Here is a 12,310-nt window from a genome sequence, read left to right on the forward strand (position 1 = left end):
TGATCCCCGTAACCTGGCCCGCATGACGGGGATCCTCACCGCGCGGCCCGTGCCTGCCCGCAGCAAGGCGTTCGACCTGCTGCTCGCGGGCGGGATGTGCATGGTCCTAGGGCTCCTGGGCATCGCACAGGAGGGCTTCGCGGGAGTCTTGGGCTTCGGCATGCTGGTGCCGCTGGTCTGGCGCCGTACCCACCCTGAGCTCGTCTTCTTCGGCGTGTCCGCGGTCGCCACGCTGCAGTGGCTGGTCGGAGCCCGGCTGATGCCCGCCAACGTCGGCCTGCTCGTCGCCCTCTACACGATTTCCGTGTACGGCGCGGTCCGCTACAGCCGGATCGCCCTCGGGGTCGGCGGCCTCGGCGTCCTGATGGCGACCTCGCGGTACTGGTCGAACTCGGACTGGCGCCAGCAGGTCACCATGATGGTCGCCCTCGGCGCTCTCGTGTTCGGCGTCTGGGCGTTCGGCGAACGCCGCCGCACCAGTCGCCTGTACGTCGCTCAACTCGAGGAGCGGGCCGCCCAACTCGAGCGGGACCGCGACCGCGAGGCCAAGCTGGCCGTCTCCAACGAGCGGACCCGGATCGCCCGGGAGATCCACGACGTGGTCGCGCACGGCCTGTCGATCATGATCGTCCAGGCCGACGGCGGTCTGTACGCCGCGGACCAGTCACCCGAGCAGGCGAAGAAGGCACTCGCGACGATCGGCGACACCGGCCGCGCCTCGCTGACCGAGATGCGCAAGATGCTCGGCCTGCTCAAACAGGACGAACAACTCGATCTCGACCCGAACCAGCCACGCCCCCAACCGGGTGTCTCGAGCCTGCCCGAGCTGATCGACAACGTCCGCGACACCGGGCTCACCGTCGACTACCAGGTGACCGGCGAACCGCGTGATCTGCCCGCGCTGCTCGGCCTGACGGCGTACCGGATCGTGCAGGAAGGTCTGACCAACACGCTGAAACACGCCGGGCCGGGAGCACGGACCTCCGTCCGGCTGGACTTCGGTCGCGAGATGCTGACCGTGGCGGTCACCGACGACGGCCGGGGTGGCGGGGTCGCGCCGACCTCGGATCCGGGTCACGGTCTGGTCGGGATGCGGCAGCGCGCCTCGATCTCCGGCGGTACGGTGAGCGCCGGACCGAAGGCGGGCGGCGGTTACGAGGTGATCGCCAAGCTCCCGTACCACCTTCCGACTGGAGGACAGCAGTGAGCGAGACGGACGTGATCAGGGTTTTCCTGGTGGACGACCAGGAGCTGGTCAGGGCCGGATTCACGATGCTGGTGGACTCCCAGCCGGACATGCGGGTGGTCGGCCAGGCCGGCGACGGCGGCGAGGCGATCGAGAAGATCCAGGTCACCGCGTCCGACGTCGTCCTGATGGACGTCCGGATGCCGCGGCTGGACGGGGTGGAGGCCACCCGCCGGCTGCAGTCGTTGCCGCAGGCACCGAAGGTGATCGTGTTGACCACCTTCGACCTGGACGAGTACGCGTTCGCCGCGATCAAGGCCGGCGCGGCCGGCTTCCTGCTCAAGAACACGCCGCCGGCCGACCTGCTGTCGGCGATCCGGCAGGTGCACTCCGGTGATGCCGTCGTCTCCCCGAGTACGACGAAACGCCTGCTGGAGCATTTCGCCGGAGCACTGCCCGACGCCGAGGTTGAGCGGCCGGACCTGGCCGACCTGACCGCCCGGGAACGCGAGGTCCTGGTCGAGGTGGCCCGCGGGCTGTCGAACACCGAGATCGCCACGCTGTTCACGTTGTCCGAGGCAACGGTCAAGACCCATATCGGCCGGATCCTGGCCAAGACCGGCCTGCGCGACCGGGTCGCCCTGGTGGTCCTCGGCTACGAAACGGGCTTGGTCAGACCCACCAAGTAATACCCAGGTACTACGCCGACTCCAGCCTGCGGTCCGACGAGATCTCCCGGCGGAATCACTAACTTCTTGACCAACGACAGTCCGTTGAGTTGAGGAGTGACATGAGTTTGCAGACCGGTGAGCTTGCGGCGGGGCGGTTGCCGCAGGACGGGGTACCGCGGACCGCGATCCGGGCGCACGAGCTACGCAAGGTGTACGGGCAGGGTGACACCGCGGTGGCCGCGCTCGACGGCGTGTCGGTCGACTTCGGGGTCGGCCGGTTCACCGCGATCATGGGCCCGTCCGGTTCGGGGAAGTCGACGCTGATGCACTGCCTCGCGGGCCTGGACACCCCGACCAGCGGGCAGGTGCTGCTCGGCGAGACCGAGCTGACCCAGCTCCCGGACGCCGAGCTGACCAAGATCCGCCGGGACCGGGTCGGCTTCGTGTTCCAGTCCTTCAACCTGCTTCCGATGCTGTCCGCGAAGGACAACATCCTGCTCCCGCTCGAGCTCGGCAACCGCAAGGCCGACCAGCAGTGGTTCGCGACGCTGATCGACGTACTCGGGCTGGCGGACCGGCTCACACACCGGCCGTCGGAGCTGTCCGGCGGTCAGCAGCAACGGGTCGCGGTGGCCCGCGCGCTGATCGGCCGGCCCGAGGTCGTGTTCGCGGACGAGCCGACCGGCAACCTGGACTCCAAGTCCGGCGCCGAGGTGCTCGGCTTCCTGCGCCGATCGGTGCGCGAGTTCGGTCAGACCGTCGTCATGGTCACCCACGACCCGCTGGCCGCGTCGTACGCCGACCGCGTCGTGATGCTTGCCGACGGCAAGCTTGCCGGCGAGCTGCTCGAGCCGACCCCGGAGACCGTGCTCGACGCCCTGCGGCAGCTGGGGGCCTGAGGTGCGACGCTCCATCCTGTCCGCACTGCGCGCCCACCTGGGCCGCCTGATCGCCGCTTGTCTGGCGATCGTGCTCGGGGTCGGCTTCGGCACCCTGGCACTGACCGCGCACGCCTCCGCGTCGAACGGCGTCGACGAGACGATCGGCGCGCAGTTCCGCGGCGTCGACACCGTGGTCTACCCGGAGAACGCCGAGGTCACGCCGGCCGATCTCGCCAAGCTCCAGAAGCTCCCGCAGGCCGACTCGGTCGTCACGCTCACGAGCGCCTACCTGACCGCCTCGTTCCCCGACCTGGTCCGCCCGGCGGGCCTCGGCATCGACGCGCTCTACGACACCACCCGGATCGCCGGTCCTGGTACGTCGTCCGGACGGTTGCCGACCGCCACGAACGAGATCGCCCTGCCGGCCAAGCTCGCGGCCAAGCACCAGGTCTCGGTCGGACAGACATTGCGGATCAACGCGTATACCGGCAAGTCGTGGAACGTCACCGTGGTCGGTCTGCTCGACGACAAGAACACGGTCGGACCGGCGTCGGCGGTCGCGACCCCGGCCGCGCTGAAGATCTTCGAGCCGGACGCGTTCATCAGGGCGGTCGCGCTCGCCGCCAAGCCCGGCGTCGACCAGCAGACCCTCGCTACCGCGGCCCAAGGCGTCGTCTCCGGTGACCTGAAGGTCTACACCGGCCAGGCCTGGATCGATCACGAGGTGAAGGGCTTCACGAACGGCATCGACGTCCTCGGCGGCGTGCTCGGCATGTTCGCCCTGATCGCGCTGTTCGTCGCCTGCCTGGTGATCGGCAACACCTTCACCATCGTGATCGCCCAGCGCACCCGTGAGATGGCGTTGCTGCGCTGCGTCGGCGCGTCGCGCAAGCAGGTGTTCTCGTCCGTCCTCGCCGAAGCGTCCGTCGTCGGTGCGGTCGCGTCGGCGATCGGCGTCGTCTTCGGTGTCGCGCTGTCCGCTCTGGTGCTCGCGTTGGCCCGCGAGTTCGACTGGGGCCTCCCGCCGGTGTCTCTGCACCTCGACCTGTGGTCGCTGCTACTGCCGTTCGCGCTGGGTACCGTGGCCACGATCGCGGCGGCCGTCGTACCGGCTCGTCGGGCGACCAAGGTCTCTCCGCTGGCCGCGCTGCGGCCGGAGACTGCTCCGGCGGCTGCGTCGAAGGCCGGCGTAGTGCGGCTGGTCCTCGGTTTCCTGTTGCTGGCCGGTGGTGGACTCCTGCTGGCGACGGGTGCGTCGTCTCACCAGGTGCTGATCGGCGTCGCAGGCGGCGTGTTGTCGTTCCTCGGCATCCTTGCGACCGGTTCGCTGCTGGTGCCGGCGTTGATCAGGCTGCTCGGTGCGCTGCCGGCGCGTGGTGGCGGCGTACCGGCCCGGATCGCCGTCGCGAACGCCGTACGGAATCCGAGGCGTACGGCGGCCACCACGTCGGCACTGTTGATCGGTGTGACGCTGATCAGCCTCACCTGTGTCGGGATCGCGTCGGTGCGGCGGACGTTCGACGTGTCGATGGACGGGCAGTACCCGGTCGATCTCAAGGTGGCCGCCTACGACGAGAAGATGCCGGCCGGTGCCGAGCAGCAACTGCGTGACATCAAGGGCATCACCCAGGTCGTTCCGGTCAGTCAGGTGAGGGTCAAGGCCGGTAGCGAGGAGGTGCCGGTGACCGGGATCGACCAGGCCGCGGCCGGCTCCGTCATCCACAATCCGTCCCTGGCCGCGCAACTCACGCCGGGTAGCGCACTGGTGGACTCGCAGACGCTGAAGATGCTCGGAGTCGAGGACGGCAGCCAGGTGACCGTAGTGGCCGGTGGGCAGAAGCTCACGCTCACCGCACACCGGGCAGGCGGGCTGGACCCGATCACCATCACCACGGCGGACCTGAAGAAGCTGTCTGCGACGGCGCCGACCACAGGATTCTGGCTGGCGTCCGATCCGAAGGCTGACGGCTCGGCGGTGATCGAAGCGGTGGAGCAGTCCATCCCGACGGTCAAGGACCTCTCCGTCGACGGCGGCCTGGCCGAGCGGAGTAGCTACACCAAGGTCTTCGACGTCCTGCTGATCGTCGGTGTCGGACTGCTCGGGGTCTCGGTGCTGATCGCGCTGGTCGGTGTCGGCAACACGCTCAGCCTGTCGGTGCTCGAACGGACCCGGGAGAACGCGTTGCTGCGGGCCATGGGACTGACCCGCCGTCAGTTGCGCAGCATGCTCGCGGTCGAATCGTTGCTGATGGCACTTGTTGCCGCCGGCCTCGGGATCGCGCTCGGCCTGATCTACGGCTGGACCGGCACCAGCGCATTGATGGGCGGTCAGACCATTGACGGCAGCGTGGAGTACGCCGTACCCGTGAGCCTGCTGCTGATCATCGCCGCAGTCGCCGCCGTAGCCGGCCTGCTGGCCTCGGTGCTCCCGGCTCGACGGGCCGCCAAGGTGGCGCCCGCCGGAGCCCTGGCGACCGAGTAGGTCAGACGATCTCGACCCTGTTCCCGTGGCCGTCGGCGGTGTGGAACCGCCGGCGGCCCGGGATCGTCTCGTTGTCCCACGTCACCGGATATCCCAGCTTCTCGAGCTTCTCGGCCAGCGCGTCCAGGTCGTCGACGGCCAGCGCAGGATGCGCCTTCTTGGCCGGCTGGAAGTCGTGCTCGACTCCGATATGCACCTCCGCCGTTCCCTCGCGGAACCAGCAACCACCGCGGGCCTGCAGCAGCGGCGGTTTCTCCACCTCGGTCATCCCGAGCGCATCGCGGTAGAACGCCCGCGCGATCTCCTCGCCGCCAGGCGGACACGACACCTGCACGTGGTCGAGGCGCATCGCTCAGCCCTCCAGCTTCTGCGCGACGGCGAAGATCCGGCGGAACGGCAGCAGCGTCCCGTAGTCGCGCTGCCGGTAGACATCGGCCAGCCGAGCGCCGTACTCGTCCTCGAACCGCTGCCGCATCTCATCCGGCAACGACTGCAGCACCGGCCGTGCGCCCGTCCCCTTCACCCACTCCAGTACGGCGTTGTCCCCTTGCAGCAGGTGGTAGTAGGTCGTCTCCCACGCGTCGACGACACAGCCCTCGGCGCTGAGCGCATCGACGTACGTGTCCGGGCCGGGGACCTCGGCTCGTAGCGATGCGTTCTTCGCGTACTGCGCATAAGGCTCGGTCGCGGCCAGGTCGCGCAGGATCGAGTGCGACGGGGCGTTGCCGTTGCCGGGGATCTGGATCGCCAGCCAGCCACCCGGCCGCAACGCCTTGACGAAGCCGGGCAGCAGGTCGAGCTGCTCCGGGATCCATTGCAGGACCGCGTTCGTGACGATCACGTCCAGCGATCCCGGCTCGGCGGTCCACTCCAGCAGGTCGCCGATCTCGAAGGTGAGCTGGTCGTCGGCGTACTGCTGAGCCGCCTCGATCATCGGGGGTGAGCTGTCGATCCCGCGGATGGTCGCCTGCGGCCAGAGCTCGCGCAGCGTCACGGTCAGGTTGCCCGGACCACAGCCGAGGTCGACCACCGTGCGTACGTCGTCCGCCCGGACCCGGCCGACCAGGTCCGCGAACGGGCGGCCGCGCTCCTCGGCGTACGTGCCGTACTGCTTCGGGCTCCAGACCGGTGACGTTCGCATGCTGCTGCCTCTCTCCGAGGATTTATCTTGATGTCGAGATACTCTAGGCATGCGAGTTGTCTTGATGTCAAGAGTCTTGATGGCGTAATCTCAACAGCATGGAAGACGAGGTCGATCGGCTGCTCGAAGCCTGGCGCAGAGAACGCCCCGACCTCGACGTGGCGCCGATGGAGGTGCTGTCCCGAGTCAGCCGGCTCGCGCGGCACCTGGACCGCGCCCGCAGCCAGGCGTTCGAGACCCACGGCCTGGAGTCGTGGGAGTTCGACGTCCTCGCGGCCCTTCGCCGGGCCGGCGCGCCGTACCAACTGTCCCCCGGCAAGCTGCTGAAGGAGACCCTGGTCACCTCGGGCACGATGACGAACCGGGTCGACCGCCTCGCCGCTCGCGGTCTGGTCGAGCGCCTCCCGGACCCGGGCGACCGCCGCGGCGTGCTGGTTCAGCTCACCGCCGCCGGCCGGGACGCGGTCGACGCCGCGATGGCCGATCTGCTGGCCCACGAGCGCACTCTGCTCGGCTCGATCAGCGATCGCGACCAGGCGAAGATCGCCCGCGTGTTGCGCGAGCTGGTCCGGCCGTTCGACCTCGAAAAGCACTGAGCCACCTTTTTCCGGGCATCAGAGAAACCACCGGGAATTTCGCCGGAATAATCCGAAAAGACGACCCGTCACTTCGCCCCTGTTCCGATCGTTGCTAGTTGCAACGAGATCGAGAGACTGCTGTAGCGGTCGACTATCGACAGTGAGTGAGCGAGGCCACTAGGGTCCTCACAGTCGGTGGTTGATCGACCACGAAACGTACAATTTTATGGTGACTTCGGCGGCAAGAGGTGGTTCGCCGAAAGTGGCCGCGCGGTGTCCGGGGCTCGGGGCCCGAACAACGCCGGCCGGCACGGGGCCCGCTCACCCGGTAGTCGCGGCGCGCCCTCCGAAACACAGGGGATCGGAGGGGGCGCCGCGACTCAGTTCTGTTTCCACACGTTTTCCACAGGCACCGACATCGTGCGGCTGTTCACAACCTGGGGATTAACTCAGCGCGCGATTTCCACCGCTGACGATCATTCGGCGCGTTCGGCCGCGTCGAACCAGGCGGTTTCCAGTTCGGACCGTTCCTCGGCCAGCTTGCGCAGCTCGGTGTCGAGTTCGGCCAGCCGTTCGTAGTTGCTCGCGTTGGTGGCCAACTGGTCGTGCAACCTGGCCTCGGTCTCGGTGAGCTTGGCGAGCTGGCGTTCGATCCGGTTCAGTTCCTTCTTCGCCGCCCGGGCCGCTGCCGCATCAACCACCGGCTCGTCGGGCTCTTCCGTCGTACTGACGGCCGGACTGCTGACGGCCGGACTGCTGACCGTCGGACGGCGCGGAGCCTCGCCACTGAGCTCGTCGATGTACTGGTCGACGCCGCGCGGCAGGTGGCGGACCTGGCCGTCACCCCTGATCGCGTAGACCATGTCGCTGACACGCTCGAGGAAGTACCGGTCGTGGGTGACGGTGACGACGACACCCGGCCAGCTGTCGAGGAAGTCCTCGAGCACGGTGAGCGTCTCGACGTCGAGGTCGTTGGTCGGCTCGTCGAGGATCAGCACGTTCGGCTCGTCAAGCAGGATGCGCAGCAGTTGCAGCCGCCGGCGCTCACCACCGGACAGGTCGGAGATCCGCGTCGTCAGCTTGTCGCCGGTGAACCCGAACCGCTCCAGCAGCTGCGACGACGTCAGCTCGCCACCGCGGCCGGCGAGTGCCGCCGTACGACGGATGTCGGTGATGTGCTGCAGCACTGTCGCCGTACCGTCGATCTCCTCGAGGGTCTGCGACAGGTTGGCGACGCGGACGGTCTTGCCCTGCTTGACGATGCCGCTGTCCGGCGGCAACTGGCCGGTGAGGACTCGGAGGAACGTCGTCTTGCCGGCACCGTTCGGACCGAGCAGCCCGATCCGGTCGGCCGGGCCGAGGCGGAACGTGACGTGGTTGAGCATCACCCGGTCGCCGAAGCTCAGGCTCACGTCCTCGGCGTCGAACACGTCCTTGCCGAGCCGCGCGGTCGCCAGCTGCGACAGCGCGAGCTTGTCGCGGGGCGGCGGCTCGTTCTCGATCAGGGCGTTGGCGGCATCGATGCGGAACTTCGGCTTGCTGGTGCGGGCCGGTGCACCGCGGCGCAACCAGGCGAGCTCCTTCTTCAGCAGGTTCTGCCGCTTGGCCTCGGTGACCTGAGTTGTGCGGGCGCGTTCCGCCTTGGCCAGTACGTAGGCGGCGTACCCACCGTCGTACGACGCGACACTGCCGCTCTGCACCTCCCACGTGTCGGTACAGACCGCGTCGAGGAACCACCGGTCGTGGGTGACGACGAGGAGTGCGCTGGCCCGGTCGACCACATGGTCGGCCAGCCAGCTGACCGCCTCGATGTCGAGATGGTTCGTGGGCTCGTCGAGGATGAGCAGGTCCACCTCGGTGCACAGCAGCCTGGCGAGTGAGGCCCGGCGGCGTTCACCACCGCTCAGGGTGCCGACCAGCGCTTGGTGGTCGACTCCGCCGAGCAGATGCTCCATCACCGAACGCGCACGCGGATCGGCCGCCCAGGTGTAGGTCTCGACGTCGCCGAGCACCGCGTGCAGGACGGTTTGCTCGGGGTCGAGGTCGTCAGTCTGGCCCAGGTACCCGATCCGGACGTCGCGGTTGTGGGTGATCCGCCCGTTGTCCGGCTCCTCCCGGCGGGCGAGGAGTCGCAGCAGCGTCGACTTGCCGTCGCCGTTGCGCCCGACCACGCCGACGCGCTCGCCCCGGCCGATGCCGAGGCTCACGGAGTCGAGAAGTGTCCGAGTCCCGAAGCCTTTGGAAACGGCTTCCAGGTTGACCAGATTAGGTGCGGGAGAACCAGCCATATCGCGGACCAGGGTATCCGACGACTGACCGCATGCCAGGATCGTCCATGTGCTGACTCCTTCCTGGCTCGACGGCCTCGCTCTGGGGGAACCCGTGTCCTGTGACGTGCTGGAAGGCGGTTATGCCAGCAAGACCTTCCGAGCGCGTACGTCGCTCGGCCGGTCGGTGATCGTGAAGACACACGACGATCCGCCGCCCGGGTTGTACACGTTGGAGGCGGACGGCCTGAACGCCCTCCGGGTACCCGGCGCGTTCGTCGTACCGGAAGTGCTCCGGGTGACGGAGCGCTTCTTGGTCCTCACCGACCTCGGCTCAAGCGTCCTGGCCGATCAAACCCCGGACTTCTGGCGTGATGCCGGTCACCGGCTCGCCATCCAGCACCAGCAGACCGCGGACAAGTTCGGCTACCACCAGGACAACTACCTCGGTGTACTCCCCCAGCGAAACCCCTGGACGGCGGACGGCCACGCCTTCTTCGCCGAACACCGCCTCCTCCGCTACCTCGAAGTCCCCAACTGCGCCAACGCCCTCCCTGCCGAGGACCGCACCCGCCTGGAACGCCTCGCTGCCCGCCTCCGCGATCTGATCCCGGAGCAGCCCGCAGCCCTCCTCCACGGCGACCTCTGGCACGGCAACCTCCTCCCGGCCCCGGCCCTGATCGACCCCGCCGTCTATTACGGCTGGCCCGAAGCCGAACTCTCCATGCTCGACGGCTGCGGCAACATCCCCGAAGACTTCTTCACCGCCTACGAGGAGGCACACCCCCTCACCCCCGGCTGGCAAGACCGCCTCCCCCTCCTCCACCTCCGAGAACACCTCTGCGTCCTAGCCCACTTCGGCCCCACCGAAAGCGCCCTCACCAAAATCCACGACACCCTCGCCCCGTACTAGCTCGCATCCGGCGAGGGCTCGCTCCCACGCCTTTTGGTGGCAGTGGCTCTGGTTGCCTTGGTCCGTCCGCGTTCGGCCAGCAGGTCCAGAACCGCTAGGTCTGTAGCCGCCTGAGCCACCCGCCGCTGCAACCAATCCGACCACTCGTCGAGATCCACTGATCATCAATGGTCATCGTCACGCCTGGTTGAGGTGGAGGAGGTATTGCTTCTGGTTGAGGGGGTTGCCGTCGGTTCGGGGGCGGGTGGGGGTTGGTGCGGGGGCCGGGGTGTAGGTGGTGTCGGTGGTGGTGAGGATGCCTTCGCCGTGGGTTTGGCCGGGGAGGTGGGTTTCGAAGGGGTGGGTGGTGGCGGCCGGGATGGTGCCCTGCAGGGTCGCGATGTCGTCGTGGAGCGTGGTTTGTTCTACCAGGGCTCGGGATTCGGCCAGGAGGGACAGGACTTTCGACAACGAGTCGGGCGGGACGTCCAGGTCGAAGTGGTTGACGGGTTCGTGGACGGTGGTGCCTGCGTCGGCGATGGCCTGCATGAGGACCAAGGGCACGAGGCGGCGAAAGTCGGCGGCGACAGTGCCGGCTGAGTCGTAGCCGGTGTGGGTGACTGCTACCTCGATGTCTGGGATCTCCCAGCCGTAGAGTCCCTGCTGCAGGGTCAGCCCCACGGATTCCTCGATCGCGGTGTGGAAGGCTCGCGGGAGGGCTCCGAGCTCGGACTCGATGCGGTAGTCGACGCCGCCGTCACCGGGCGAAACGCGGAAGCCGACGGTTGCGGTCCAGAGGTTGTCGGGGGCACCCATCTCCCGGTACGCCGTACCGACGCCGTTCAACCGTTCGATGTGGATCGGCCTGGTCTCACTGAAGTCGACGTCGAGGCCGTACTCACTTTCCAGCAGTGATGCGATGACTTCTTTCTGCACCTCGCCGTACAGATGAACCGTGATGTCGTCGGCCTTGCGGACGCGGATCAACGGGTCCTGCTCGGCGAGTTGTGTCAGCGCCTGGAAGAGCTTCACCCGGTCGCGCGCACTGACGGCGGTCTCGAGTGTCGGCGGCGCGAACAACCGTCCGACGCCGCCGACGCGGACGCCGAGGTGGTCACCGATCCGGACATCCTTCAACCCCCGCAGCGCGACGATCTGGCCGGCTTCGGCCCGGTCGACGGTACGGCGGGATCCGCGCTCGAACAGCTCGACAGCACTCGGACGAGCCTGGTACGACGGACCTGCCGCCGGGTGCACGTCGACGTACGAACGCGGCGACAGCGAGCCGGAGAACACCCGCGCCGACGCGATCTTCTGACCGGCCGCTCCGCGCTCGACCTTGAAAACCCTTGCCTGCAAGGACTCCGCAGCCGATCCCGTTGCGCGCGGCAACCAGGACTGGATGCCGGCAATCACCTCCGACACTCCGTCACCGGTCATCGCGGACCCGAAGTAGACCGGGTGCACCTGCGCCGCGCCGACCTGTCGCCGCAGCTCGGTCTCGATGTCATCCACCGTGAGCGACTCCTCCAGGTAGCGGGCCAGGAAGTCGTCGTTGCGCTCGGCAAGCAGTTCGCACAGCGCCTTGTTCTGCAGGTCGAACGGCTCGAAGCGTGCCGCCCGGATACCGAGATCCAGCACCGACCCCATCGGCACGCAGGCCGGGGTCAGCAACCGTCCGACGTCGGCCAGCAGGTCGTCGTACCGGGCGCCGAGGCGGTCGATCTTGTTCACGAACAGCAACGTCGGGATGCGCAGACGCTGGAGGGTGCGCATCAGCAGGCGGGTCTGGACCTGGACGCCCTCCACCGCGGAGATCACCAGCACCGCGCCGTCCAGCACGGACAGCGCGCGTTCGACTTCGGCGATGAAGTCCGAGTGCCCGGGGGTGTCGATCAGGTTGACGGTCAGGTCGTCCAGCTCGAACGACACCACCGCCGAACGGATGGTGATCCCACGTCGCCGCTCGAGGTCCATCGAGTCGGTCTGGGTGTTCCCGTCGTCGACCCGGCCGATCCGGTCGATCACACCGGCGGCGTGCAGCAGCCGCTCGGTCAGGCTGGTCTTACCGGCGTCGACATGCGCCACAATGCCCATCGTCAGAGAGTTCAAGGGTCCTCGCGAATGCGTCGAAGTGATCAGTCCTGTTGAGGTCGATCACTACGCAGCGCATCCCGTTCTCCCTTTCATCACCTAGTCCGAGGGCAAGCGC

At 68.0% G+C, this 12,310-nt stretch carries 10 protein-coding genes; 6 read left to right on the forward strand and 4 right to left on the reverse strand.

Annotated elements, in window-relative coordinates:
* Positions 1–22: 22 nt before the first annotated feature.
* From EV652_RS08120 to EV652_RS08135, 4 genes are all read left to right on the forward strand, one after another.
* A complete protein-coding gene (locus tag EV652_RS08120) occupies positions 23–1,207 on the forward strand; it encodes a sensor histidine kinase (protein WP_132208362.1) in 1,185 nt (394 codons plus the stop codon).
* Positions 1,204–1,875, forward strand: coding sequence for a response regulator transcription factor (locus tag EV652_RS08125; protein WP_132208363.1), 672 nt, complete (start codon positions 1,204–1,206; stop codon positions 1,873–1,875). The genes EV652_RS08120 and EV652_RS08125 overlap by 4 nt, the downstream gene beginning before the upstream one ends.
* A gap of 101 nt (positions 1,876–1,976) precedes the next feature.
* Positions 1,977–2,756, forward strand: coding sequence for an ABC transporter ATP-binding protein (locus EV652_RS08130; RefSeq protein ID WP_132208364.1), 780 nt, complete (start codon positions 1,977–1,979; stop codon positions 2,754–2,756).
* Position 2,757: 1 nt separating this feature from the next.
* Entirely contained in the window at positions 2,758–5,220 is a 2,463-nt protein-coding gene (locus EV652_RS08135; RefSeq protein WP_132208365.1) for an ABC transporter permease, read from the forward strand.
* Between the two features lies 1 nt (position 5,221).
* Here the strand turns inward: EV652_RS08135 and EV652_RS08140 are convergent, their stop codons facing one another.
* Both EV652_RS08140 and EV652_RS08145 read right to left on the reverse strand, forming a co-directional pair.
* Positions 5,222–5,569: a VOC family protein gene (locus EV652_RS08140; RefSeq protein WP_132208366.1), complete on the reverse strand. Its 348-nt coding sequence runs from the start codon at positions 5,567–5,569 to the stop codon at positions 5,222–5,224.
* Between the two features lie 3 nt (positions 5,570–5,572).
* Positions 5,573–6,361 carry a methyltransferase domain-containing protein gene (locus EV652_RS08145; RefSeq protein WP_132208367.1) on the reverse strand — a complete coding sequence of 263 codons (789 nt, stop codon included), beginning with the start codon at positions 6,359–6,361 and terminating at the stop codon, positions 5,573–5,575.
* A gap of 98 nt (positions 6,362–6,459) precedes the next feature.
* Between EV652_RS08145 and EV652_RS08150 the strand changes: the two genes are divergently transcribed.
* Positions 6,460–6,957, forward strand: coding sequence for a MarR family winged helix-turn-helix transcriptional regulator (locus EV652_RS08150; RefSeq protein ID WP_132208368.1), 498 nt, complete (start codon positions 6,460–6,462; stop codon positions 6,955–6,957).
* Positions 6,958–7,415: 458 nt separating this feature from the next.
* On the opposite strand, the gene EV652_RS08155 is transcribed toward EV652_RS08150, so the two are convergent.
* A complete protein-coding gene (locus EV652_RS08155; RefSeq protein ID WP_439649046.1) occupies positions 7,416–9,146 on the reverse strand; it encodes an ABC-F family ATP-binding cassette domain-containing protein in 1,731 nt (576 codons plus the stop codon).
* A gap of 130 nt (positions 9,147–9,276) precedes the next feature.
* Between EV652_RS08155 and EV652_RS08160 the strand changes: the two genes are divergently transcribed.
* On the forward strand, positions 9,277–10,119 hold the full coding sequence (locus tag EV652_RS08160; protein WP_158441113.1) for a fructosamine kinase family protein: 843 nt from the start codon (positions 9,277–9,279) through the stop codon (positions 10,117–10,119).
* A gap of 177 nt (positions 10,120–10,296) precedes the next feature.
* Here the strand turns inward: EV652_RS08160 and EV652_RS08165 are convergent, their stop codons facing one another.
* Entirely contained in the window at positions 10,297–12,195 is a 1,899-nt protein-coding gene (locus EV652_RS08165) for an elongation factor G (RefSeq protein ID WP_132208371.1), read from the reverse strand.
* Between the last annotated feature and the right edge of the window lie 115 nt (positions 12,196–12,310).

Source organism: Kribbella steppae (assembly GCF_004342025.1).
Taxonomy (GTDB): domain Bacteria; phylum Actinomycetota; class Actinomycetes; order Propionibacteriales; family Kribbellaceae; genus Kribbella; species Kribbella steppae.